General features: G+C 60.7%; 19 protein-coding genes. 1 reads left to right on the forward strand and 18 read right to left on the reverse strand.

Annotated elements, in window-relative coordinates; translation table 11 throughout:
* Nucleotides 1–34 precede the first annotated feature (34 nt).
* The 12 genes from ybgF to aspS form a co-directional block, all read right to left on the reverse strand.
* Complete coding sequence (gene ybgF / locus ACFOZ5_RS11480; RefSeq protein ID WP_379887388.1) at nucleotides 35–802, reverse strand: tol-pal system protein YbgF; 768 nt, start codon at nucleotides 800–802, stop codon at nucleotides 35–37.
* 31 nt (nucleotides 803–833) lie between these two features.
* Nucleotides 834–1,403, reverse strand: a complete 570-nt coding sequence (gene pal / locus ACFOZ5_RS11485) for a peptidoglycan-associated lipoprotein Pal (protein WP_379887390.1) — start codon at nucleotides 1,401–1,403, stop codon at nucleotides 834–836.
* Nucleotides 1,404–1,470: 67 nt separating this feature from the next.
* Nucleotides 1,471–2,805 (reverse strand): Tol-Pal system beta propeller repeat protein TolB, encoded by a 1,335-nt coding sequence (gene tolB, locus ACFOZ5_RS11490; protein ID WP_379887392.1) that lies wholly within the window; start codon nucleotides 2,803–2,805, stop codon nucleotides 1,471–1,473.
* Nucleotides 2,806–2,858: 53 nt separating this feature from the next.
* The gene (gene tolA / locus ACFOZ5_RS11495) at nucleotides 2,859–3,908 is read right to left on the reverse strand and encodes a cell envelope integrity protein TolA (RefSeq protein ID WP_379887394.1); all 1,050 of its coding nucleotides are present in this window, start codon (nucleotides 3,906–3,908) and stop codon (nucleotides 2,859–2,861) included.
* A 3-nt stretch (nucleotides 3,909–3,911) separates the two neighbouring features.
* Nucleotides 3,912–4,364 (reverse strand): protein TolR, encoded by a 453-nt coding sequence (gene tolR, locus ACFOZ5_RS11500; RefSeq protein WP_379887396.1) that lies wholly within the window; start codon nucleotides 4,362–4,364, stop codon nucleotides 3,912–3,914.
* Between the two features lie 26 nt (nucleotides 4,365–4,390).
* Nucleotides 4,391–5,080: a protein TolQ gene (gene tolQ, locus ACFOZ5_RS11505; protein ID WP_379887398.1), complete on the reverse strand. Its 690-nt coding sequence runs from the start codon at nucleotides 5,078–5,080 to the stop codon at nucleotides 4,391–4,393.
* 20 nt (nucleotides 5,081–5,100) lie between these two features.
* The gene (locus tag ACFOZ5_RS11510) at nucleotides 5,101–5,556 is read right to left on the reverse strand and encodes a YbgC/FadM family acyl-CoA thioesterase (protein WP_379887400.1); all 456 of its coding nucleotides are present in this window, start codon (nucleotides 5,554–5,556) and stop codon (nucleotides 5,101–5,103) included.
* Complete coding sequence (gene ruvB / locus ACFOZ5_RS11515) at nucleotides 5,540–6,577, reverse strand: Holliday junction branch migration DNA helicase RuvB (RefSeq protein WP_379887402.1); 1,038 nt, start codon at nucleotides 6,575–6,577, stop codon at nucleotides 5,540–5,542. The genes ACFOZ5_RS11510 and ruvB overlap by 17 nt, the downstream gene beginning before the upstream one ends.
* 267 nt (nucleotides 6,578–6,844) lie before the next feature.
* Nucleotides 6,845–7,474, reverse strand: a complete 630-nt coding sequence (gene ruvA, locus ACFOZ5_RS11520; protein WP_379887404.1) for a Holliday junction branch migration protein RuvA — start codon at nucleotides 7,472–7,474, stop codon at nucleotides 6,845–6,847.
* Between the two features lie 41 nt (nucleotides 7,475–7,515).
* Complete coding sequence (gene ruvC, locus ACFOZ5_RS11525) at nucleotides 7,516–8,073, reverse strand: crossover junction endodeoxyribonuclease RuvC (protein ID WP_379887406.1); 558 nt, start codon at nucleotides 8,071–8,073, stop codon at nucleotides 7,516–7,518.
* A gap of 51 nt (nucleotides 8,074–8,124) precedes the next feature.
* Entirely contained in the window at nucleotides 8,125–8,874 is a 750-nt protein-coding gene (locus ACFOZ5_RS11530; protein ID WP_379887408.1) for a YebC/PmpR family DNA-binding transcriptional regulator, read from the reverse strand.
* An 85-nt stretch (nucleotides 8,875–8,959) separates the two neighbouring features.
* On the reverse strand, nucleotides 8,960–10,765 hold the full coding sequence (gene aspS, locus ACFOZ5_RS11535) for an aspartate--tRNA ligase (RefSeq protein WP_379887410.1): 1,806 nt from the start codon (nucleotides 10,763–10,765) through the stop codon (nucleotides 8,960–8,962).
* A gap of 471 nt (nucleotides 10,766–11,236) precedes the next feature.
* Between aspS and fabR the strand changes: the two genes are divergently transcribed.
* Nucleotides 11,237–11,866, forward strand: a complete 630-nt coding sequence (gene fabR, locus ACFOZ5_RS11540; protein WP_379887412.1) for an HTH-type transcriptional repressor FabR — start codon at nucleotides 11,237–11,239, stop codon at nucleotides 11,864–11,866.
* 7 nt (nucleotides 11,867–11,873) lie between these two features.
* On the opposite strand, the gene ACFOZ5_RS11545 is transcribed toward fabR, so the two are convergent.
* The 6 genes from ACFOZ5_RS11545 to guaA form a co-directional block, all read right to left on the reverse strand.
* Nucleotides 11,874–12,299 carry an HIT domain-containing protein gene (locus ACFOZ5_RS11545; protein WP_379887414.1) on the reverse strand — a complete coding sequence of 142 codons (426 nt, stop codon included), beginning with the start codon at nucleotides 12,297–12,299 and terminating at the stop codon, nucleotides 11,874–11,876.
* 4 nt (nucleotides 12,300–12,303) lie between these two features.
* The gene (locus ACFOZ5_RS11550; RefSeq protein WP_379887416.1) at nucleotides 12,304–13,647 is read right to left on the reverse strand and encodes a UDP-glucose dehydrogenase family protein; all 1,344 of its coding nucleotides are present in this window, start codon (nucleotides 13,645–13,647) and stop codon (nucleotides 12,304–12,306) included.
* Nucleotides 13,648–13,713: 66 nt separating this feature from the next.
* Nucleotides 13,714–14,706 carry a UDP-glucose 4-epimerase GalE gene (galE, locus tag ACFOZ5_RS11555; RefSeq protein WP_379887419.1) on the reverse strand — a complete coding sequence of 331 codons (993 nt, stop codon included), beginning with the start codon at nucleotides 14,704–14,706 and terminating at the stop codon, nucleotides 13,714–13,716.
* Between the two features lie 29 nt (nucleotides 14,707–14,735).
* Nucleotides 14,736–15,227, reverse strand: a complete 492-nt coding sequence (tadA, locus tag ACFOZ5_RS11560) for a tRNA adenosine(34) deaminase TadA (protein ID WP_379887421.1) — start codon at nucleotides 15,225–15,227, stop codon at nucleotides 14,736–14,738.
* Between the two features lie 140 nt (nucleotides 15,228–15,367).
* A complete protein-coding gene (locus ACFOZ5_RS11565; protein WP_379887423.1) occupies nucleotides 15,368–23,899 on the reverse strand; it encodes a GH36-type glycosyl hydrolase domain-containing protein in 8,532 nt (2,843 codons plus the stop codon).
* 331 nt (nucleotides 23,900–24,230) lie between these two features.
* Nucleotides 24,231–25,808: a glutamine-hydrolyzing GMP synthase gene (gene guaA / locus ACFOZ5_RS11570; protein ID WP_379887425.1), complete on the reverse strand. Its 1,578-nt coding sequence runs from the start codon at nucleotides 25,806–25,808 to the stop codon at nucleotides 24,231–24,233.
* Nucleotides 25,809–25,860 lie beyond the last annotated feature (52 nt).

Here is a 25,860-nt window from a genome sequence, read left to right on the forward strand (position 1 = left end):
ATAGTACGGATTTTTCCGGGGTGATCAACCCCTTTTAACTGGCTCCCAGGTATTTTTTTGCCAGACTGGCAGCCTGGCTGGCTCCGTACTGATCAACGACCCGTTTCATGTACCTTTCCGCCTGGTCTTTCTCACCCATGCGGTCATGCACCACCCCCAGCTTGTAAAGGGCATCCGGCGCCTTGCGGTGATCCTGGAAACGGGTCGCCACGATGGTAAAGGCCTGCTTGGCCTGCTCCAGCTGAGGCTTGACCAGGTAGACCTCCCCCAGCCAGTAATAGGCATTGACCGTCAGGTCTCCTTCCGGATACTCGCTGATGAAATCGTAGAGCTCTCCGATGGCCTTGTCATAGGCCTTGTCCTGCTGGATCAGGGTCTGGATTTTCTCGTAGGTTTCCCGTTCCTCCGCGGAAGGCTGCCGGTATTCCCGGCTCACGGTTTGCGGTACCTGTCGCTGGGGGGACGCGGCAGCGGGTGAACGCCCCGATCCGCCTGTGCTGGACTGGCGTTGATCCTGCTTCTCCGAAAGTTCCAGCAGGCGCTGGTCCAGGTCAATGTAGCGCTCACGGGATTGCTGCGTCAGCCGATCCAGCTGGTGCCGCTGCTCCTCGAGCTCACCACGCAGGCTGCGAACTTCCTGCTGGAGTCGTTCGATCATGAAAAACAGCTCGGCATTACCCTGATTGCCGGCAGACTGCCGACGGGCTTCCGACTGGTTATTCTGGTACGCGGGCGTGGATGATTGCGCCAGGGCGCCGGCGGAAACCGCCAGCGCCACTGCCGCCACGAGGAGCTTTCTCATGGGAACACCTATTGTCAGTCGCCGCTCAATATCAGCGGAAAATCAGTTCAACCCGACGGTTCTGGGCCCAGGCACTCTCGTTGGAACCCATGGCCGCCGGCTTTTCTTCGCCATAGCTTACGGTTTCAAGCTGGCTGCGGTCAGCACCGTTGACCACCAGGAAACGCTGTACCGCATTGGCGCGGCGCTCGCCCAGAGCCAGGTTGTATTCCTTGGTACCACGCTCGTCCGTGTGGCCTTCCAGGCGCACGTTGACGTTCGGGTTGCTGGACAGGTACCGGGCGTGGGCCGCCAGCACATCACGGGATTCCGCCTTGATCTCGGCCGTATCAAAGTCGAAGTAGAAGGTGGTAATACGACGCAGGGCCGCATCATCGCCGGAGGCACCCTGCCCCGCCTGCTGCCGGCGCTCGCGGTCGCTCAGCTCATCGGAGGAAATACCGCCGCTGTCGTCACCGCCGTAGGTGGAGGCACCACCATCCTGGTCCACCGCACTCATTTCGTCGTCGCCCATCGGCTCGTCTCCGGTGGTACTACAACCTGCGACCAGCCCCAGTGAGAGCACGAGGGCAAATGCGGATTTCTTGATCATGGTATTCATAAAACATCCTTCTGGTTTGGTTTCTGTTTTCCTGTCTTCAACGTCCCGCATCCTGTTCCACCGCCGTTCAACGGAGGATCGGAGACCAGGCGGGTTCACGCACATCGCCCCGGGCCGCCGGCAGGGTATACGCAGCACCGCCATCGGCGGAAATAACCGTCAGTACATTGTCATTACCCTGACGGGTCGCGTAGATCAGCATGCGCCCGTTGGGCGCGATGCTCGGGGATTCATCCGCTCCGGTGCGGGTCAATACCTGCTCATCACCGGAGTCCAGTTCGGTACGGGCAATATGAAAGGCGCCATCGCGCTGATGGACATAGTAGATATACTCGCCATCCGGGCCGAATCGGGGCCGGGCGTTATATCGACCGCCAAAGGTGACCCTTCGGGGCGAGGCGCTCTGACTGTCCTTGATGTAGATCTGGGGGCCGCCGGAGCGGTCAGAAGTGAACGCAATGGCTTCGCCGTCGGGGTGCCACTCCCCTTCGGTATCAATACCCCAGTGGTCCGTCAGGCGTGTCAGGGAACGGGAGTCCAGATCCAGCCGGTAGATCTCCGCGTTACCCGAACGCGACAGGGTCACCAACAATGAGCGGCCATCGGGAGACCAGTTGGGGGCAGAGTTCAGACCCGGATAGGAGGCCACGACGGTACGTTTGCCGGTAGCCAGTTCGTGCACAAAGATCTGTGGCCTGCCGCTTTCAAAAGACACGTAGGCCAGCTGCTTGCCGTCCGGCGACCACGCTGGCGACAGGACGGGTTCCCGGCTCTCGAGCCTGACACTGGCCCGGCGCCCGTCCACATCGCTGACCTGCAGACGGTAACGGGGCTTGCCCTCATGTTCATCCAGAGTGACGTAGGCAAGTTTGGTAGAAAACACGCCCGGCACCCCGGTGAGGGCTTCGTACACCTTGTCGCTGATATGGTGCGCAAGGGTGCGGATGTTGTTCACCGAGGTGGTGGACGTTTCCCCCAACAGGCGTTTTTCACTGTTCACATCGAAGAGCTCATAGCGAACCCTGACCCGATCCCCTTCCCGGGTCACATTCCCGACCAGCAGATAGGGCTGCCCCAGCAGGCGCCAGTCGCGGAAGAAAACGTCATCGCCGCTGGTCGGCAGGCTCAGCATCTTTTCCGCCGACAGGGGGCTGAAATCGCCACTCATCTCCAGATCGTTGCGGATAATAGTGCTGATGTCCTCACCCGCTGGCAGATCACCCGATTTGCCAAAGGGCACCACCGCCACCGGTGTGGCTTCGCCAACACCCTTGGTGACCCGAATCATCAATTCCGCCCGGGCACTGGTAGCCAGCAGCATGACGGCCATCAGCAGGACCAGCAATGCCGCTACGGTTCTGTGCATACGCCCTGTTGTCAGCGCCTGATTCATTTGTGTCATTGTGGTCTCACCATCGTTTGTCGGATTTCCAATCGGGGACACAGCACTGCACCTCAAACCTCCGGCTGGAAATGAATTTTCAACTGCCTGAAGTATTTCTCAAAGGTGTCGCGGCTATCCGGGACCTGGTAACGGCTGACCGCACGGGCAGCACTGATGGCGGAGTTGTCGAAGGCCCGGTTACCACTGCTTTCGAGAACCTCCACCGACTGCAGCTCACCGGTAGGCAGCAGAGTCAGTTGCAATACAACACTCATGCCTTCCTTCGCGGAAATCGGTGTGCGCCACTGATTCTCGATCGCTTGCCGAATCAGGTTCGCATAACGGGACCGCTCGTTCAGCATTTCGGTTTCCCGGGCGCGGGCCGCAGCCGCCTCCTGCTGCCGACGCTGTTCCGCCAGCCTGGCCTGCTCGGCTTCCCGGGCCATGGCTTCCAGTTGCTGCTCACGCTGGCGGAGCTTTTCCTCTTCCTGGCGCTGACGCTCGGCCTCTTCCTGACGGCGACGCTCTTCCTCCTGGCGTTTGCGTTCTTCCTCCTGCCGGCGCCGCTCTTCTTCCTCTCGGCGCTGCTGTTCCTGACGCTGGCGTTCCTCTTCCGCCTTACGCTCGGCGGCCTCGCGGGCCTTGCGTTCTTCCTCTGCCTGGCGACGGGCCCGCTCTTCCGCTTCGGCCTTGGCGCGTTCACGGGCAGCTTCTTCTTCCCTTGCCTTGCGCTCACGCTCCTGTGCTGCCGCTTCCTGTTCACGACGCTGCTGCTCAAGGCGCTCCTGTTCCCGGCGCTCGGCCTCTTCCTGGCGCTGACGCTCCTGTTCCTGCTGGAGTCGCTGCTGCTCCTTCTGCTCTTGCTGTTCCTCCTCTACCGGCGTCGGCTCATCAGGCTCCGATTGCGGTGGTGGCGCAGTGGTTTCTTGCGGCGGCACGGCCTCCGGAGAAACCAGACGGGCCGTTATGCTCGGCTCGGGAGGTTCCTCCATGGGCGAAATCCAGTGCCAGCTCATCAGGGTGATGGCCACAATCGCCCCGTGGAGCACCAGCGAAAACAGCACCGGCGATGTCCACGCCGGTCGCACGTCCATACGTTTTTCGGGTCGTGGATCCGTCACAGATTATCCACCCGCCTCGTCCGTCTTTTCAGCCTCGGTAATCAGGCCCACATTGGTGGCGCCAGCCTGCTGCAACACCGACATCAGGCGTACCACCTTGCCGTACTGCACGTTCTGGTCACCACGCACCAATACCTCCCGGTTGGTGCGCCCGGCCATGATCTTGCCGACCATTTCCTGGACCTGCGCAAGCGGCATCGGGTCACTGCCCTCATCCCCTACCTGCAAATAGTAGGCACCGTTGGCATCAATCGATACCACCACCGACTCGGTGTCTTTCTCCGCCTGGATCGGATCCGATGTCGTCTCCGGCAGCTCCACCTTGACCCCCTGGGTCAGCATGGGCGCCGTCACCATGAAGATCACCAGCAACACCAGCATCACGTCAATGTAGGGTACGACATTGATCTCCGCCATGGGCTTGCGGCGATCCATCTGCATCATTCCGCCTTTCATTACATCCCCTCCTGTCGCCCTGGCGATCAGCCCTGGCTGGCGCCGCTGTCATGAACCCGGCGATGCAGGATGCTGGAGAATTCCTCGGCAAAGGTTTCATAATTCTTCAGCAATGCATCGGACTTGGCGGAAAAACGGTTATAGGCGATGACCGCCGGAATAGCAGCGAACAGGCCCATCGCGGTCGCAATAAGCGCCTCGGAGATGCCCGGGGCTACCGTGGCCAGCGTCGCCTGTTGCACGGTTGCCAGCCCACGGAACGAATTCATGATGCCCCAGACAGTGCCAAACAGACCAATATAGGGGCTGGTGGAGCCAACGGTAGCGAGAAAGGGCAGGTGCATTTCCAGGCGCTCCTGCTCACGGGAAAAGGCCACCCGCATGGCCCGCTGGACGCCTTCCATCACGGCATCCGGATCACGGCTCTGCTGGCGCAGGCGGGAGAACTCACGAAAACCGGCTCGGAACACAGACTCCATGCCCGAATAGGGTGTCGGATTGGCATTGACCTCCCGGTAGAGCTGACCAAGATCCATGCCTGACCAGAACTGTTCCTCGAATGTCAGTTGCGCCCGACGGGCCTTGCGAAAGACCTGGATGCGCTGGAAGATCAGTGCCCACGATATTACCGACGCCAGCGCCAGCAGCAGCATGACCAGCTTGACCAGCGGGCCTGCCTGGGCGATGAGGTGCCATACGGAAAGTTCTGAATCCACCGTTTACTCCTGATGTCGTTCTAAGATGTCTTTGCCGCCAGCTGCTGTTTCAGCAACTCGCTCAGGTCGTCCGGCAACCGCCTCGGCCTCCCGGAATCCAGGGCCACACAGGCAACCCTGACATTTGCCCGGGACAGCTCCCGGCCGTCACCCTTGCGGCTTACCCGCTGATCGAACTCCATCCACACACGCCCGGCTCCCACCAGGTCCGCTGTCACCAGTAGTTCGTCATCCAGATAACCCGGTGCGGCATAATGGATGTTGATCTTCTGCACCACGTAACTGATGTTGTCACCAAGCCCGGACCTCAGGCCAACACCCCGGCTGCGAACCCACTCGGTCCGGGCCCGCTCCATATAGTGCAGGTACTTGGCATGAAAGATAATACCCCCCGCATCGGTATCTTCGATATAGACACGTACCGGCAGGGTAAAGTTGGATGAAGTCCGGGCGACGTCGTTACTGCTGTCCGTCAAGGAGGTCCTCCTGCCGGGATGATGTGGGTGTGGCACCAAAATGGAGATAGGCACTGTTGGTCACCATACGGCCCCGTGGTGTACGCACCATGAAGCCCTGCTGGATGAGAAACGGTTCCAGCACATCCTCAATGGTGCCCCTCTCTTCACTGATGGCCGCGGCAAGGCTGTCAACGCCCACCGGTCCACCGTCGAATTTTTCAATCATCGCCAGCAGCAGCCGGCGGTCCATATGATCGAACCCTTCGTTATCCACTTTCAGCATGTTGAGGGCCAGGTCGGCCACCTCGGCGGTAATGGCCCCATCGGCCTTCACTTCCGCGTAGTCACGCACCCGGCGCAAGAGACGGTTGGCGATTCTGGGTGTGCCCCGGGAACGCCTGGCTATCTCGTAGGCCCCGGCATCGTCAATAGACACGTGTGACAGGGACGCGGACCGCAGGATAATCGAGGTCAGATCCCGGGTGTTGTAGAACTCCAGCCGCTGCACGATACCGAAGCGATCCCGCAGGGGTGAGGTCAGCAGCCCCGCCCGGGTAGTCGCACCGACCAGGGTAAAAGGGGGCAGATCAAGCTTGATGGAACGGGCGGCGGGGCCCTCTCCGATCATGATGTCGAGCTGGTAATCCTCCATCGCCGGATAGAGCACTTCCTCCACCACCGCATTGAGGCGATGAATCTCGTCGATAAACAAGACGTCGCCATGCTCGAGATTGGTCAGGAGGGCAGCCAGGTCACCGGCCTTTTCCAGTACCGGGCCGGAGGTGGTCTTGATGGCCACTCCCATTTCATTGGCAATGATATTGGCGAGGGTGGTCTTGCCCAGACCCGGCGGGCCAAAGATGAGCGTGTGGTCCAGCGCTTCGCTGCGGGCCCGTGCGGCAGCAATGAAGATCTCCATCTGCTCGCGAACCGTGGGCTGCCCCACATAGTCTTCCAGGCGGTGGGGCCGTATGGCCCGGTCATAGACCTCTTCCTGGAGACCGGCCTGGGGAGAAATCAGTCGATCAGATTCAATCATGTAAAGACTCGTTACAGGTTTTCACCATCATACCTGTGATCGGATGATTAGTGTGCCATTGGGCACATCAGTTCATCCGCCCTGACCGGCATTTACGGAGTCCTTCGGCGTTTTCCTGTTTGCACCTGCCTGAAACAGACCAAATTCAGGCACCTCAGGTAACCCCCTCAACCCGGACACATTGTACGGTCAGTAGTATGCCTGTCACGTTACGCTCTTTACACATTCCTCCGCATCATGCCGCTGCCGCCGCCCTGAAAACCGACGTTAACCGGTGGGGATCATGGCCTTGAGGGCATTGCGGATGAGGTCTTCCCGGCTCATGCCCTCTTCCGCGACACGATTGATCGCCCTGGTGGCTTCCTGGGGCTTGTAGCCCAGGGCAATCAGCGCGGCTTCCGCCTCTTCCGAGGCGTCCGGCTGGCGAGGCGGCCGTTTCGGTGTCTCGCCAGCGTTCACGGCCCCGGTGCCACGGGGCACGAACTGCCCCTCCAGTTGACCAATACGGTCGCCCATATCGATCAGCAGTCGCTCGGCGGTTTTCTTGCCCACACCGGGCAGCTTGACCAGGGCGCTGGCATCCCGCTGCTCCACACACTGGATAAACTGATCGGCGTCCAGCCCGGACAGGATGCCCACCGCAAGCCGCGGCCCCACCCCGTTAACCTTGATCAGCAGCCGGAACAGGTCCCGGTCCAGCCGGTTGGCAAAGCCGAACAGGCTGTGGGCATCCTCGCGCACGGCAAAGTGGGTGTGCAGCACCACCTCCTGACCGGTTTCCGGCAAGTGAAAGAAGGTGGTGTAGGGAATGTCCACTTCGTAGCCCAGGCCAGCGGCCTCCACCAGGACCTGTCCGGGCTGTTTTTCTACCAGGATACCGCGCAGTCGTCCGATCACCGGGTCTGCCTCCGTTCGAGTGTTTCAGAATGAGGGGGAGGTTAACGCATCCGACCGCCCCGGACACGCCCCCTCGCTGTTGCCTGAGACGTTGAGACAGCCTGCCCCGCCGCCCCGGACAATCGCGCCACGCTCTGGCTCATATGGGCATGGCACAGGGCGATAGCGAGAGCATCGGCGGCGTCTTCCTGGGGCTTTCGGGACAACTGGAGGATCGCCTGCACCATATGCTGGACCTGGGACTTGTCGGCGCCGCCCTTGCCAACCACAGCCTGCTTGACCTGGCGAGCGGAGTACTCGTGCACCGCCAGTCCGGAATTGGCCGCACTGACAATGGCCACGCCCCGGGCCTGGCCGAGCTTGAGGGCAGAATCCGGGTTGCGGGCCATAAAGACCTGCTCAATGGCAAATTCGTCCGGTCGGAACTCGGCAATCAGGGTGGCCAGGCTCTGGAAGATAATCTGCAGCCGCTCGGCCATGGGGCGTTCGCCGACCCGTATACAGCCGCTGTCCAGGTATTCGGTCTTGCGACCACCGGTGCGGATAATGCCATACCCGGTGGTACGGGACCCGGGGTCCACACCCAGGATGATCGCCATCAGGCCCAGCTCCCGTGGACTATGTGGGTAGGAAAACGGCCATGCACACGCCTAGCCGTTCAGTTCCTGCAACACCTCATCGGAAAACTCGGCGTTGGAGTAGACATTCTGCACGTCATCCAGATCTTCCAGCATGTCGATCAGCTTGAGGTTGGATTCGGTACCATCACGGTCCAGGTCCACCGTGGTGGCGGGAACCATGGTCACTTCCCCATTGTCCGGCTCCAGGCCAGCTTCGACCAGTGCTTCTTTCACATCCAGGTAATTGTCCGGGGTGGTGCGCACCTCGAGGGAACCATCATCCTGCTCGACGATATCCTCGGCGCCGGCTTCCAGCGCCACTTCCATCAGCTGTTCCTCGCTGGTGCCCGGGGCGTAGCTGAGAATGCCCTGCTTGCTGAACAGGAAGGCCACCGAACCATCGGTGCCCAGGTTGCCGCCAAACTTGTTGAAGGCATGGCGAACCTCGGCCACCGTGCGGTTGCGGTTATCGGTCATGACTTCCACATACATGGCAACACCACCGGGGCCATACCCCTCGTAGGTGAGCTCCTCGTAGTTGTCGTCATCACCGCCACCGGCGCCCCTTTCGATAGCGCGCTCGATGGTGTCCTTTTTCATGTTGGCCGTGAGAGCCTTGTCCATAACCGCCCGCAGACGCGGGTTGTCGTTCGGGTCCGGGCCACCGAGCTTTGCCGCCACCACCAGTTCACGAATGATCTTGGTGAAGATCTTGCCACGTTTTGCATCCTGGGCCGCCTTGCGGTGTTTGATATTGGCCCATTTGCTGTGCCCGGCCATAAACCACTCCCCTATTTCTGCTGGCCTGTGAATGAGACGCCGCTCCGGCGGATGACCGGAGCGGCTGGTGTCGGACTATCGTTCGTTAACCTTCTGACTTGCCGCCTTCGTTGTCAGCAGCCGTCGCAGCCGGCTTCTTGCGCAGGCGGATATTGAGCTCCCTGAGCTGTTTCTCGTCCACTTCACCCGGAGCCTGGGTCATCAGACAGGTGGCGCTCTGGGTTTTGGGGAAGGCGATCACATCACGGATGGAGCTGGAGCCGGTCATCAGCATGACCAGGCGATCAAGGCCGAACGCCAGACCACCGTGGGGAGGACAACCGAACTTCAGGGCATCCAGCAGGAAGCCGAACTTGGCCCGGGCTTCCTCTTCGTCGATACCCAGCACACGGAACACGGACTGCTGGGTGTTCTCATCGTGGATACGGATGGAACCGCCACCCAGCTCGGTACCGTTCAGCACCATATCGTAGGCCCGCGACAGCGCGTTGGCGGGGTCCGCTGCCAGCTCTTCCGGGGTGCAGCTGGGCGCGGTAAACGGATGGTGAATAGCCGTCAGGCGACCGTTGTCGGTTTCCTCGAACATGGGGAAATCCACGACCCACAGGGGGGCCCAGTCGCTGGTAAGCATATCCAGGTCGTGACCGACCTTGATCCGCAACGCGCCCAGGGCCTCGTTGACCACGTTGGTCTTGTCGGCACCGAAGAAGACAATATCGCCGTCTTCCGCACCGGCACGTTCCATCACCGCCATGGCGGTTTCATCGCCGAGGAACTTGACGATGGGAGACTGCAGGCCTTCCACACCCTTGGCGATCTCGTTCACCTTGATGTAGGCCAGACCCTTGGCGCCGTAGATACCGACAAATTTGGTATAGTCGTCAATCTGCTTGCGGGTCAGGCTGCCACCCTGTGGAACACGCAGTGCCGCCACACGACCTTTCGGATCCTTCGCGGGACCGGAGAACACCTTGAAGTCGACGCTCTCGACCAGATCACCCACATCCACCAGCTCCAGCGGGATGCGCAGGTCCGGCTTGTCGGAGCCATAACGTTGCATGGCTTCGGCGTATGGCATGCGCGGAAATTCCGGCAAGGCCACGTCCAGCACGTCCTTGAACAGGTTACGGGTCATGGACTCGGTCAGCTGCATCAGGTCTTCTTCATTGACGAAGGAGGCCTCGATATCCACCTGGGTGAATTCTGGCTGACGGTCAGCGCGCAGGTCTTCGTCACGGAAGCACTTGGCGATCTGGTAGTAACGGTCAACACCGGACACCATCAGCAGCTGTTTGAACAGCTGGGGCGACTGGGGCAACGCAAAGAAGGAGCCTTCGTGGGTGCGGCTGGGCACCAGGTAGTCACGGGCGCCTTCCGGCGTGGCGCGGGTGAGGATCGGGGTTTCCACGTCCATGAACCCGTTGCCATCCAGGAAGTTACGAAGATAGCTGGTGACGCGGGAACGGAACCGCAGCCTGTTCAGCATCTCGGGACGACGCAGGTCCACGAAACGGTAGCGCAGGCGTACATCCTCGCCCACATCCACGTGCTCGTCCAGGGGGAACGGCGGCGTTGCCGCAGCGTTGAGGATGGTCAGCTCGCGACCGAGCACTTCCACCTGCCCGGTGGGCATGTTGGCGTTCTCGGTGCCGGCGGGACGACGGCGGACCCGGCCGGTGACCTGAATCACGAACTCGCTGCGCACCTTCTCAGCCTTGGCGAAGCTTTCTTCGGTATCAGGGTCGAACACCACCTGGGCCATGCCATCCCGGTCACGCAGGTCCAGGAAGATGACGCCCCCGTGGTCCCGCCGGCGGTGAACCCAGCCACAGAGCGTGACGTCCTGATCGATGTTTGATTCGTTGATTCCACCGCAATAATGACTGCGCATACCCGTTCCCATCGCTATCGTTCAAGTGTGTGTGCTGAAGAATTCGTGCCACCTGATGGCGGCCGCCCCTAAGGGGGTGTAAAAAAGCGGGTCATTATAAACACAATTGCACCCAAAATCAGGACCTGGTGTCCCGTTTGGTTAGTTCGCTGACCTACTGCGTGACGCTGGGGCCTCTGGCCAAGGCGCCAGTTCGCAGGTGTGGTGGTTCCACACCAAGGACTGGCAACACAGGCCAGAGGCCCCAGCGTCGCGCCCTTCGGGAGCCACTGAGAGCCTCGATAGCCGCGTTGCGCTGACTCGATTTGGAACCACCAAACCTTCGCCACCGCGCCTTGCTCTCAAGGCTCTCAGCGGCTCAGTAGGTCAGCGAACTAACCAAACGGGACACCGGGATTATCCTGACCCGCTACCATCCTCATGATTGCATGACTACAATAAACTGCCGTCAAAACCTACAAGGACCACTTCGTGTCAGCCCGCGCCGAACAAAAACTCCGTACCCGCCGCGCCCTGATGGATGCGGCCCTTTCCCAGCTGAACGCTGACCGCGGCTTTGGCAGCCTCAGCCTGCGGGAAGTGGCCCGCGAGGCCGGAATAGCGCCAACGTCGTTCTATCGTCATTTCGCGGAGCTGGACGAACTGGGCCTGGCACTGGTGGATGAAGGCGGCGTTGCCCTTCGCCAACTCATGCGACAGGCCCGCAAGCGGATCGCCCGGGACGGCAGCGCCATCAGCACCTCGGTGGACACCTTTCTGGAGTATCTCGCCAATAACGCCAACCTGTTCCGGCTGATGCTGAGGGAGCGCACCGGGGTTTCCACGCAGTTCCGTACAGCGGTGAAGGCCGAAATCGATCACTTCGTGACGGAACTGGCGGATGACCTGGCCCGTTTCGGCGAAGAGCGGGGCAAGCCTCTTACCAGTCCACGCACAGTTGCCGAAGCCATGGTGACCCTGGTGTTCAATCAGGGCGCGGAAGCCCTCGACGCCAGCCGCGAAGAAAAGGAACAGCTACGGCTACGGCTGAAGATGGAACTGCGGATGGTTCTGCTCGGCTCCCAGGTAATGGCCCGCCGTCACCGTACGGCGCAGTCATGACCGGCAGTCAGGAAGTTCTCAGCCGGGCCAGCACCGACTCCAGGCGATCCCGGCACTTTACCAGCTCTTCATTCGTATAGGGCTCCGGCGGCTGCAGCCCCCAGACAGGTCCGGGCCAGCCGGCATCCCCTTCCCGGCGGACAATGTGATGCAGATGAAGCTGCGGAACCATGTTCCCCAACGCCGCCACATTCAGCTTGTCACCACTGAACGCCCTCATCATGCCCTCACCAAGCAGGGATGACTCCGCCAACAATTGCTGCTGTTCAGCCACCGACAACTGATAGATTTCCCGTATGTCCGGGCGGCGGGGCACCAGCATCACCCAAGGCCAGGTGCGGTCGTTCATCAGCCGGATATCACAAAGCGATGTGCGGCCGAGGCTGATGGTGTCAGCCTCGAGCCGCGGGTGAAGACAGAACTCACTGTTCATGGGGTCAGCCGGCGCTGAACTGGTTACGCCCACGGCCGATGGCGTAATAGATCAGGTCATAGCGATCCAGCACCTGCGGGTCATACATGTTGCGGCCATCGATGATCACCGGCTCTTTAAGCGTCGTGGCCATGGCCTCGAAATCCGGCGAGCGGAATTCCTTCCACTCGGTGCAGATCACCAGAATATCGGCACCCCGCAGCGCCTGCTCCTTGGTACCACACAGCTGCAGGTCGTCGCGGTTACCATAGATGCGCTGGGTTTCCTCCATGGCCTCGGGATCAAAGGCCTGTACCTTTGCACCGGCCTCCCACAGGGACTCCATCAATGTGCGGGCCGGAGCCTCACGCATGTCGTCGGTGTTGGGTTTGAAGGCGAGCCCCCACACCGCGACAGTCTTGTTCGCCAGGTCGCCCTGGAAATAGTGGCTTACCTTGTCAAACAGCACATGCTTCTGGTCGTAGTTCACCGCTTCCACGGCGTTGAGCAGCTTCGACTCGTAGCCACAGCCGTGGGCGGTGCGCGCCAGGGCCTGCACATCCTTGGGGAAACAGGAACCACCGTAACCGCAGCCGGGATAGATAAAGTGATAGCCGATTCGCGGGTCGGAACCAATACCCCGACGAACCGCCTCGATATCAGCACCCAGGCGCTCGGACAGGTTGGCAATCTCGTTCATGAAGCTGATCTTGGTGGCCAGCATGGCATTGGCGGCATATTTGGTCAGCTCAGCGGAGCGGATGTCCATAAAGATCATCCGGTCATGGTTGCGGTTAAAGGGGTAATAGACCTCCCGCAGTACCTCTTCAGCCTTGTCACTGTTGGTACCGATGATAATGCGATCCGGCTTCATGAAGTCGTTAACGGCAGCGCCTTCCTTCAGGAATTCCGGGTTGGAGACCACGTCGAAGTCCAGCTCGGCGCCACGACGGTCCAGCTGGTGTCTGACCGCGTCGCGCACTTTGTCGGCAGTGCCCACCGGCACAGTGGACTTGTCCACGACCACCTTGTAGTCATTCATGTGCTCACCAATGGACTTCGCCACCGCCAGCACATACTGCAGGTCCGCTGACCCGTCCTCGTCCGGGGGTGTGCCCACGGCAATAAACTGCAGCAGACCGTGGGCCACTGCTTCAGCGGTATCCGTGGTGAAGTTCAGACGCCCGGCCTCGGTGTTGTGGCGGACAATGGGCTCAAGCCCGGGTTCATAGATCGGAATCTGGCCATTCTTGAGTCGCTCGATCTTTCCCTGGTCAACGTCCATGCAAAGCACATCATGCCCGGAGTCAGCCAGGCACGCGCCTGTCACCAGCCCCACATAACCTGTGCCGAAAATGGTAATCTTCATGGGTTCATTCCCTGCCTGTTAATCGAGTTGAAATCACTTTAATTTTATATCGCAACGCATTGATTTCTATTTGCTTTGATTCTGGATATCCTGCCATTTGAATTCCCAGTCCAGCGCCGTCTGGACGATGGTCTCCAAATCATCGTGGTCGGGGCGCCAGCCAAGGGTTTCGATGATCCGCTGGTTGTCCGCCATCAGCGCTTCAGGGTCGCCGGCGCGACGGCCGGTTTCCTGTACCGGGAAATCGACACCGGAGCGCGCCTTCACCACATCAATCACCTCGCGAACCGTAAACCCGCGGCCATAGCCACAATTGAGCACCCGGGAGTCGCCCCCTTGCGCCATGTAGTCCAGTGCCATGACGTGAGCCTTGGCCAGGTCTTCCACGTGGATATAATCACGGACGCAGGTACCGTCTCGGGTGTCGTAATCGGTGCCGAAAATGCTCATGCCGTCCCGTATGCCGGTGGCACATTCACAGGCCACCTTGATCAGGTGCGTGGCTTCCGGGGTCGCCTGGCCCAGCAGTCCGTCCGGGTTGGCACCGGCAACGTTGAAATAACGGAGGATAACGTAACTCAAGGGGGATGCCGCGGCCAGATCCATGATCATGCGCTCGCTCATCATTTTGGAGGCCCCATAAGGGTTGATGGGCGCCAGGGGCATATCCTCGGTGAGCACGGTTTCCTCCGGCATGCCGTAAACCGCCGCCGTGGACGAGAACACCATGTAGGACACACCGTACCGCTCCACAGCCTTGAGCAGATTCAGGGTATTGCGGGTGTTGTTGCTGTAGTACTTGAGGGGATTGGCGACGGACTCCGGCACCACGATGTTGGCGGCAAAGTGCAATACCGCATCGAACGTATGGCGGGTGAACAGCTCATCGATGGCTTTCTCGTCGGCCAGATCACCCACCACCAGCTCACCGGCGGTGACCGCCCAGGCGTAGCCGGTGGAGAGGTTATCGAAAACAATGATGTCATGCCCCGCCTGACCCAGCTGGCGCACCACATGACTCCCGATATAGCCGGCCCCGCCGGTCACCAGTACTTTCATGCTGTTGTTCCGTTTCGTCCCTGAATCACTCAGGCCTGAGGGTTGGTTCGGGCCCGACGGATCTGTTCCCGGCGGGCGGCGAAAAAATCTGTCAGCGTCTGACCGCACTCGGCAGCCAGAACTCCGCTGGTCGTCGCGACCGTCCAGTTGAAATGGGGCTCATCCAGGGTGGCCCGTACCGACTCAACCGCCCCACCCTTCGGCTCTGTCGCGCCGTATACCAGCCTTGATATCCGACTGTGGACCAGCGCACCTACGCACATGGTACAGGGTTCGAGTGTTACGTAAAGCGTGGCACCGGACAAGCGGTAGTTGCCCTGCCGGGCGGCGGCATCACGGAGGGCGCGGATTTCCGCGTGGCCGGTAGGATCACAGGACGAGATGGGCGAATTATACCCGACGCCAACTTCCTTTCCATCAATAACCACGACAGCACCCACCGGCACCTCACCCTGGCTGGCTGCATAGCGGGCCAGGGTCAGGGCGCGAGTCATCCAGTATTGGTCAGTGTCACAGTGCATGGCAAATCCGGACTCGCTCCCTTTCGTTGTAGACAGGCTTTTTTAGCGACAGAATTTTCAAGACGTTAAATTTTGGCATAACACTGAGACCAGGGGAAACACCATGGTCGGCTACGGCCAGAGAACACGTGTCCGCCGGGTTAACCCAGATGCACCTCAACGACGTGGTCCTCGTGGTCGTCGACCATAGGGATACGGGTGTCGGGACGCTCGGTCCCGTCTACCACCACACGGGACACCTGCCCTGGGGATTCGCCGGTTCTACTGACAGTGATGTCGTAGACCGTGTCACCAAAGCGGTATTGGATTCGATAGCCAGTCCAGTCCACCGGCACGCAGGGCGCAATCCGCAGATGGTCCCCTTCCAGCTGGAGTCCCAGCAGGGTTTCTGTGGTCAGCCGGTACATCCAGCCTGCCGCGCCGGTGTACCAGGTCCAGCCACCGCGGCCAATGTGCGGCGACACGCCATAGATATCTGCGCACATAACGTAGGGCTCGACCTTGTAGCGCTCGATGGCTTCAGGCGTACTGCCGTGGTTAACCGGATTGAGGATCGCGAAAAATTCCCACGCACGCTCGGTGTCACCCAGCATGGCGAATGCCATTGTGGTCCAGATAGCGGCATGGGTGTATTGCCCACCGTTCTCCCGCACGCCAGGGATATACCCCTTGATGTAGCCAGGCTCCAGGTCTGATGTATCAAAAGGCGGGTCGAGCAACTGGATAATCTGCTTGTCTCGCCGCACCAGGCGCTGGTCAACGGCCATCATCGCCTGGCGGGCCCGGAGCTTGTCGCCACCTTTTGAAATCACCGCCCAGCTCTGGCTGATCGAATCGATCTGGCACTCGTCGTTGCTGGACGAACCCATGGGGGTGCCATCATCAAAATAGGCACGTCGGTACCACTGGCCATCCCAGGCCTGGGCCTCGATATTGCTGCGCAATCGTACCGCCTGGTCGCCGCACTGCTCCGCAAATTCATGATCATTGTGGTCACCGGCGAGGCTGGCAAAAAGCTCGAGGTTCTCCACCAGGAACCAGGCCAGCCACACGCTCTCTCCCCGGCCATCCTTGCCAACAAGGTTCATGCCATCGTTCCAGTCACCGCAACCCATCAGCGGCAAATGATGCTTGCCAAAACGCAGGCCGTACCTGATGGCACGAACGCAGTGTTCATAAAGGCTCGCTGCCTGGGGCGAGCATTGCGGCTGGTCGTAGTAGGCCTCCTCCTCGGCATATAACTCACGCCCTTCCAGGAAATGGATGGACTCATCAAGCACGCTGACATCGCCGGTCGCCCGCACATAACGGCAGGTGGCATAGGGCAGCCACAGATAGTCATCGGAAAAATGGGTGCGCACGCCCTGTCCGCCGGGTGGGTGCCACCAGTGCTGTACATCGCCCTTGAGGAACTGGCGCCCGGCATGCCGGATCAGCTGCTCGCGGGCGAGCCCTGGCGCGGCATGAATCAACGCCATGGTATCCTGCAACTGGTCGCGGAAACCGTAGGCGCCACCGGACTGGTAGTAGCCGCTGCGGCCCCACAGCCGGCACGAAAGGGTCTGGTAGACCAGCCAGCCGTTCGCCAAGACGTTAAGCGCCATGTCCGGTGTGTCGACCTGGACCGCGCCAAGGGTACGGTTCCAGTGTTCCCGTACCGCATCCAGGGCCTGCCAGGCGCCGGCCTGGCCGCCGAATTGCTGGATAAGGTGTCGTGCCTCATCAGCATTGCCGGCCGCGCCGAACACAAACACGATTTCATATTCCTGGCCGGGGTCGAGCTGAATCGGGGCCTGAATGGCGGCGCATGGATCAAAGCCGGCCCCGGTCGTGCCTGACAGTCCCTTCCTGCGCATCGCTGCGGGACTGGCGAGCAAGCCGTTGCGCCCGATGAACTCGGTACGGTTTCCGCTCACTGTCCGTTCGCGCTCGCTCGACTGTGCGAACACCACACGGTTGGCGCATTCGCGACCGTAGGCATTGCGGGCGAACAGAGCCCCGGTATGCAAATCCACTTCGGTGACAATGTGCATCAGATTGGCATGCCGCCACTCCCCCAGCACCAGCTCCCAATACCCGCTAACCGAAAGTCTGCGTGTACGCGATGACCGATTATGCAGCTTGATCACCACGAATTTGACCGGCGCATCCATCGCCACGTAGGTGCTCAGTTGGGAAGAGATTTCGGCCTCAACGTGCTCAAAGACACTGTAACCAAAGCCATGCCGGCATACATAGCCGGAGCGACCGCGGGCTGGCAGCGGCGTTGGCGACCAGAACGCGCCGGTTTCCTCGTCGCGAATATAGAACGCTTCGCCGCTGTTATCGGAGAGCGGATCGTTGTGCCAGGGGGTGAGGCGGAATTCGTGGGCGTTTTCCACCCACGTATAGGCACTGCCGCTCTCGCTGATGGCGGTACCGATATGGGGGCTGGCGATCACGTTGGCCCAGGGCGCCGGCGTGGTCTGCCCGGGTTCCAGGGTTATGACGTATTCCTGGCCATCGGGTGTGAAGCCGCCCAGACCATTACTGAAGATGCGCTCACGAGGTGCCAGCGGCGCAACCGGCTCGGCATCCCTGCGCAGCGAAGGTTCCAGCAGATCGGATGCACGCTCGGACGATACGCGACGATCCACCTGCTCGATCAGCGTTTCGGTGGTATCGCTGAAGACAATGCGTGAAACCGTCTGAAGCAGTACACGTTCATCCTCGGACAGCTCCTCGGCACGCCGCACGAAGATCCCCCCCGGTCTATCGATCACCTGTGCTTCAGGCCCTGCATTGATCAGCCCCATGATCAGATCCTGTAGCTCCGCCCGATAGCCGGAGAAGCCTTCATTGATAATGACCAGATCGACGGCAAGACCCTTCATGCGCCAATAGGCGTGGGCCTGCACTGCCTGCTTGACCACATCAATGCGGTTAACGTCGCCGATAAGCAGCAGCACGATGGGCAGATCCCCCGAGATGGCAAAGCGCCACAATCCGGGCTGACCGAGCTGATTACGGGCGATGATACTGGGCACCGCACGACGAAGGGCATTGCAGTAAACCACGGAGCTGGCCAGACGGCCAAAAATTTGGGCATCTGCTTCGGTCGCATTGAGATGTCGCAGCACCTCCTGGCTCTGGAACCAGGCCAGTTCGAACGCGCGATCAACGAAGTGGCGGTCGCAGTATTTCTCAAGCAGCGCCAGTGCCGCATCACGCGTTTCCGCTACCCCGGAAATGACCTGCACGCTCGCCGATTCATCCGGCAGCAGGGTCAGGGTGCTGCGGATCGCCACGCAGGGGTCCAGCACGGCGCCCTGTGTGTTAGACAGGGTGGATGGATGGTTTCCGTTATCAAGCACCAACGGATTGGTCGCCGTGCGACCACGACCAATGAAGCGCGCGCGATCGGTCTCGTAGGTTGGCTTGTCAGCCACAGCGCCCGGTGCCGCCAGCAGGTGGAACATCCAGGGTACCGGCTCACCGGGCGTGCGGGGTCGCCGGGTACAGAGGATGGCCCGTTGACCGGCCAGGATCTCGGTCTGTACAAAAAGATTGCTGAAAGAACGATGGGCCAGGTCCGCGTTCAATGGCGCCAATACCACTTCAGCAAAGCTCGTTACTTCAATATGACGGTTACGGGACGACTGGTTGGTCAGTGTCACACGACGGATTTCGACATCGTCCTCCGGCGACACGCTGATTTCTGTATGGGATTCGATCGCATGATCACGCCGCCGGTATTCTGCACGCCCCTGCACGAAAATCGCCTCGTAATGATCGGCCGGGCGCAGGGTTGGCTGGTGTGTGGTCGACCAGTACTTGCTGTCGTCGCGGTCACGCAGGTAAATAAAGGTGCCCCAGCAGTCGGTGGTGGCATCTTCACTCCAGCGGGTGACCGCAAGGTCACGCCAGCGACTGGTACTGCCCCCGGCATGGGTCGCCATAACGTGGTAACTGCCGTTCGACAGCAGGTGAACTTCGGGAAACCGGGTACCTGGGTCGGCAAATATCCGCATGGTCGCGCCCAATTCCGCGCTGGGCGGGCTGGCAGCGGCGCTGACTTCGGCCGCGTGCGGGTGAAGGGTGTTGCCCTTTTTCGGCACCCGCTCCTGCAGCAACAGTTCCGTCGCCCGTGCGAGGGGGTCTGACATGAAGCGCCGCTGCATTGGCTGATTGAACAGAACATGCGCGAAAGCCAGGAAGCTCATGCCCTGATGGTGTGCCATGAAGGTCTGCACGATGGCGTTTGGCTTCCCCCGTGGTATACGCGCCGGCGTGTAGTCAATGGCCTCGTAGAAGCCGTAGGCGCCAAGGAAGCCTTCATCAACCAGTACCTGCAGATTAAGACAGGCCGCCCGTGGCAACACTGTCAGTGCCAGTGCGCTGGCATAAGGCGCGATCACCAGGTCGTCACCCAGCCCGCGTTTGAGGCCAAGCCCGGGCACGCCGAACGCCCGGTATTGATAGACCTGATGGATATCCGTGGCGTTATAGCAGGATTCAGAAATGCCCCAGGGCACCGCCCGTTGCCGGCCGTACTCGATCTGACGGGATACCGCGGCCTTGCAGGTCTGCTCCAGCAGGGTGCTCCCGAAGCTGGGCATGATGAGTTGCGGCATCAGATACTCGAACATCGAGCCGCTCCACGAAATCAGACTGACATGACCACCATGGCTGGTCAGCAGACGACCGAGCGTAAACCAGTGTTTTTGCGGCACCTGGCCCTGGGCGATCAGCAGGAAGCTGGCCAGGCGTGCTTCCGAGGCCAGGAGGTCATAGCAGGCAGGATCACGACGCCGTTCGCTGACGTCGTAGCCAATGGTCAGAAGGCCCCGTCCGGTGTCGTAGAGAAACCTGAAATCCATTTCTGCCAGGGCGCCACAACGGTCGATCAGGTTGTCGATCAGATCGATCTGAGTCTGCGCGCCCGCCACATTGGCGCCGACCAGCTCCGCGCGAGTGGGAAGTGCGCTGCCATGCCATTCATCGGGCACCAGAGATTCGAGTTCTCCAAGAAGACCAAGTAGTTGCCGGTCAAATGCCCGCGCCCAGTAAACCAGCTCGCTGCTCCCACCGTTAGCCTTCGGCAACCAGGCCAACAGTCCGGCGCCGGCGACCTGAATCCGGTCCAGCACACGGATAGTGGCGGCCACAGTCTGTGGTGGCGTCTCACGCCTGACGGCGATCAGGGTTTCCTCTAACGTGCGGACGTTGTTTGTCAGTTCCGGGACAGGCGAGTCGGGCATGTGGTCGATCAATACCTGAAACGTGTCCTCCAGGCCCTGAAACGCACTGAACGACAGCACCGGCAGGTCTTTCAGCTCGGCCAATCCCGCCTGCAGGGTGAGCAAGCTACCGGCGAGATTGCCGCTGTCCACCGACGATATGTAATGCGGATGGAGCGGTTGCAGCGTCCGGGTGTCATACCAGTTGAAGAGATGGCCGCGGTAACGTTCCAGCTTTTCCATCGTGGCAAGGGTGTTGTCGATGCGTTGCAGGCACTCCCCGACCGTGAGATAACCGAAGTCGACCGCAGCCAGATCAGCCAGCAGCGACATGCCGATATTGGTGGGCGAGGTACGCGAGGCGATGGCCGGCACAGGAGAAATCTGGAAGTTGTCGGGGGGCAACCAGTTGTCACCCGGGCCCACGAACTCCGCGAAGTAGCGCCAGGTCCGACGGGCCACGGTGCGCAGGAAGACCTGCTGCTCGCCACTCAGGCCCGGAGCCGGGGTTGTGAGAGGGCGACTGATCCACCAGCCAACGACGGGTGACACAAACCACAACAACAGGATGGGGGATGCAGAAAACCACACCGCCGGAGAGCTCCCCGCCAGAACCAGGGCCATACCCACCCCACCCGTGAGAGCCGGCGCAACCCACATCTCCCGGAAAAAATCCGTCAACGACTGACAGGCGTTGCGGCGCGCATAGCCGGGCAGTTGCCACAGCAACAAGCCGCGACGCGTAAACGGCATACGTACCCCCGAGCTCAGAATCGCCCCCAGGGATATGCGCGTGTCATAGGGCAGGAAGACCAGGGTCAGGAGCGCGACCGCGAGTGGGCGGCCCGCCGACTTACCGGTCAGGCCCAGGTGCACCAGCCAGTCGAATTCATCAGGCTTGCGAATCAGCTCAATCAGTGTGGCCAGCAGGGAAGGCAGGAAAACCACCGCGACGACCAGCAAAGTCCACACTACCCCGGGAGCCGGCGCCCAAAGCCACCCGCCCACCAGCAGCGCAAGCAACGCCGGCACCACCAGACTGCGTCGCAGGTTGTCGAAGATTTTCCACAAAGACAGCGCCGACAACGGATTCGCCTGCCGCGTTGACCCGGCGCCGTTCGGGCCGGGAGGCCCCGGCACCCGTGGCAACAACCAGCCAGCAAGCTGCCAGTCGCCCCGAATCCAACGGTGGCGTCTACTGGACTCGGTGGCGATACTGGCCGGCTGTTCCTCGATGAGGTCGACGTCGGTCACCAGGGCCGAACGGACATAACCGCTTTCCAGCAGGTCGTGGCTGAGGATGAGGTTCTCGGGGAAGCGTCCGTCGGCGGCCTGACGAAACGCATCGACATCGTAGATGCCCTTACCAATGAATGAGCCTTCCCCGAACAGATCCTGGTAGACATCGGACACTTCGCGGGTATAGGGATCAAGGCCGGAGTCACCGGAGAACAGTCGGGTGAAGCATGACCGGCTGGCGCTGTTCAGACTGATCGAGGCGCGCGGCTGCAGGATTCCATAGCCCTCAACGATGCGCCCCTTGCCGGCGTCATAGACCGGTCGGTTCAGTGGGTGCGCCAGATTGCCCACCAGGGTATGTGCCGCGTCCCGGGGCAGCTGGGTATCGGTATCCAGGGTAATGACGTACTGAATCGACGGTAGAATAGACGGGTCGCCGATGATCTCGGAGAACGCGCTTTGTGCACCGCCCCGCAGCCGGGCGTTGAATTGCTCGAGCTTGCCGCGCTTGCGCTCGTAGCCCATCCACAAACGCTCGAACGGGTTCCAGAGACGCGGCCGGTGAAAGAGATAAAAGATGCAGGGGCGGTCTTCACGGTAAATTTCATTAAGTGACTTAACCGCTTCGCGTGCATAGGCAAGCAAGGCGTCGTCTTTCGGCAGCGTTTGCTCCGGCGCATCGGGAAAATCCGTCAGCAGAGCGAAATACAGATTGGGGTCGCGATTGCCGAGATACCGTATCTCCAGGGCCTCGATCAGGCTGTCAACTTCCCCCCGGCTGCCCAGCAACGTGGGTACCACCACCATGGTACGGTGAACGTCTGGTATACCCTGGGAGAAATCCAGCCGTGGCAGACCACGCGGTGGCACAAGCAGCGTAACCGCCAAGTTTACCAGCGCGACGGCCAGCGCCGAAGCACCCATCACCACCATGATGGTGAAAAACCAGTAGCGCCAGTCAGCGGCTGTAAATCCACCAAGCGGGTACAGCGCCCCCGCCGAGGCCAGCACCGTCAGCATCAGGATGGAGCCGAGGTACAACCTAAGCCGTCCAGGTCTGCTCGCCCGTTTTATGCGGGTTTTCAGCGATAGCCGGCAACCGACCGTTCTTTCAAGGTGCGACAACCCCTGACCGATCAGGTAGTAGCCGACGTGGGCGCAGCGGTGGCCCTGCCCCTGCTCCTCAGCGGCCGCCCGGGCGCGAACGATGGCTTCCCGGGCCACGGCAAGTTCGTCACAAGCGCTGCCCCGCGCGACATCCTCGATGATATGCCGGTAACGGTCACGGGTCGCAAAGTCCTGACGGGGGTACATGCATGACGGATCTTCCCGTAAGGTCTCTTCAACGACACTGAGCGACTCGACATACTCCTTCCAGTCCATGGCGCCGATGAAGCGCAGGCTGCCTATGCTGTTGGCGATGGATATCTGGTTGGCGGCGGCCGTCCGCCCTGCCGCCTCCGACATTTTTATAGCGGTCGTACCCTGTTCGAGCAGCTTCTGCTCTACCCAGGTCTGCACAAACGCCATGGCGGGCCCCTGCGCCTGGAGCCGGTCGTAGAACTCCTCCACAAACGACGCGGTTAAAGGCACATCGGCATGGGCAAAGTCGGCCAGTAACTGGATCAATTGCTTTGGTTCGTTCTCTGCCGCGGCAAGCATGCGGTCGGCCCAGGTGATGGCCGCGTCACGCTCCTGGCGCCGTTGAGCAATGCGTACGCCGACGCGACGCAGATTCTCCAGCAACGCCAGCTGCAGCATGATGGGAAAAGCCCACAGTTCGCCCAGCCTCAACGGCTCCACACTCTGGTAGGCCGCAATCAATTGGGTGACGTTATCACTGTCGACGCGGCCATCCATGTGGGAGATCAACTCCAGGGCCAGGTCGTATATGCGGGGGAAGCCAGCCGATTGGCCATCGGCCAGACGCGGCAATTGCCGGCTGTAGCCACGCGGAAGGTGCCGACGTGCGAGACCGATCTGCTGCTCGATCAGATAGAAGTTGTCGAGCAGCCAGGCTTCGGTCGGCACGATCCGTTGCCCGGCGGTGGTGGCAGCCGTAACAACGTCATAGGCCGAAAGCAGCACACGTGTATTGTCTGCCAGACGAGGTAGCAGTCTGTCTGCTCCAGGATGCGGGTCAATTCGATGCTGGCCCGCCAGGGTAACCGCGTGACGCTTCAGCTGTTCAATACTGAACAGCTCGGCGCGCAATAACTCGGTATCCCCGTCATTGCGCAGTCCATCCCCTGTGCGAGCAGAAAATCTGAACGCTTTGATGGTGGTCGCTCCCTGCTAACCCATTGAAGAACGGGCATCGCACCGGTAAGACTGAACTGCATCCGACGTTGCTGCCGACCCCCAGCTGCGTTTGTGAGCTGAGTCACAAATCATTGTACGCTGCTTTGGCGGTGTTGCGGTGGTAACGACAAAAAAAACGGCCTGGGCGAGCGGTTTCATCCGGCAGAAACGAAAAAACCCGGCAAGTACGCCGGGTTTTTCTGGTTCTGGTATCGGTTATTGCCTGACGTTACCTTGCGCTAACCTATTCCCACTCAATGGTTGCTGGCGGCTTGGAAGACACATCGTAGGTAACCCGGGAGACACCGGTGATTTCATTGATAATCCGGTTGGACACGGTTTCCAGCAGCTCGTAGGGGAGCCGCGCCCAGCGGGCGGTCATGAAATCGATGGTTTCCACCGCCCGCAGGGCAATCACGTATTCGTAACGACGCTGGTCACCAACTACACCCACCGACTTCACCGGCAGAAACACGGCAAACGCCTGGCTGGTCTTGTGGTACAGGTCGGCGCGATGCAGCTCTTCCAGGAAGATAGCGTCGGCACGGCGCAGGATATCGGCGTACTCCTTCTTCACCTCACCGAGGATACGCACGCCCAGGCCCGGCCCCGGGAAGGGATGGCGGTAAACCATATCGTAGGGCAGCCCCAGTTCCAGGCCGATGCGGCGCACCTCGTCCTTGAACAGCTCCCGCAGGGGCTCCACCAGCTTGAGCTTCATGGTCTCCGGCAGCCCGCCCACATTGTGGTGAGACTTGATGACTTGGGCCTTGCCGGTCTTCGACGCGGCAGACTCGATCACGTCCGGATAGATGGTGCCCTGGGCCAGCCAGTTCACGTCGGTAATCCGGGTCGCGTGCTCATCGAACACCTCGATGAAGGTGTTGCCGATAACCTTGCGTTTCTGTTCCGGATCCTCAACACCTTTGAGCCGGCCCAGGAAAAGATCTTCGGCATTCGCCCGAATCACCTTTACACCCATATTGCGGGCGAACATGTCCATCACCTGCTCGCCCTCGTTCAGACGCAGCAGGCCATTGTCCACAAACACGCAGGTGAGCTGGTCGCCAATGGCACGGTGCAGCAGGGCCGCAGTGACCGACGAGTCCACGCCACCGGAGAGGCCCAGCAGCACTTTCTCACTGCCCACCTGCTCGCGGATCTGGCGTACCGCGTCGTCGACGATCCGGGCCGGCGTCCACAGGGCCTCGCAATGGCAGATATCCTTGACGAAGTGCTCAAGAATCCGCTGCCCCTGCAGGGTGTGGGTGACTTCCGGATGGAACTGCACACCGTAGAGCCCTCGACGGGCATCCTGCATGGCAGCAATCGGCGCACTCTCGGTGGAGGCCAGCAGCTCGAAGCCCTCGGGCATGGTAACGACCTTGTCACCGTGACTCATCCACACATCCAGAAGCGATTCACCCTGGGCGGTGAGATGGTCCTTGATGTCCTTGAGCAGTGGCCCTTCGGCACGGACCTTGACCTGGGCGTAGCCGAACTCCCGCTTCTCGGAACTCGCCACCCGACCACCGAGCTGTTCCGCCATGGTCTGCATGCCGTAGCAGATCCCCAGCACCGGCACGCCGCGCTCGAAAACACCTTCGGGCGCCCGGGGACCACCGAGCTTGGTGACCGATTCCGGGCCACCGGCCAGGATCAGCCCCTTGGGCCGGAACTCATCGATTTCTTCCGCGGTGAGATCGAAGGGCTTGATCTCACAATAGACCCCGATCTCCCGTACACGGCGGGCGATCAGCTGGGTGTACTGGGAACCGAAATCGAGAATCAGGATGCGGTGGTCGTGGATGTTCTGGGACATGGATTCCTCAACAGACAAGACGAAAACGGCCCTCTTACGAGGGCCGTGAACC

The sequence above is a fragment of the Marinobacter lacisalsi genome (genome assembly GCF_042651045.1).
GTDB lineage: Bacteria > Pseudomonadota > Gammaproteobacteria > Pseudomonadales > Oleiphilaceae > Marinobacter > Marinobacter lacisalsi.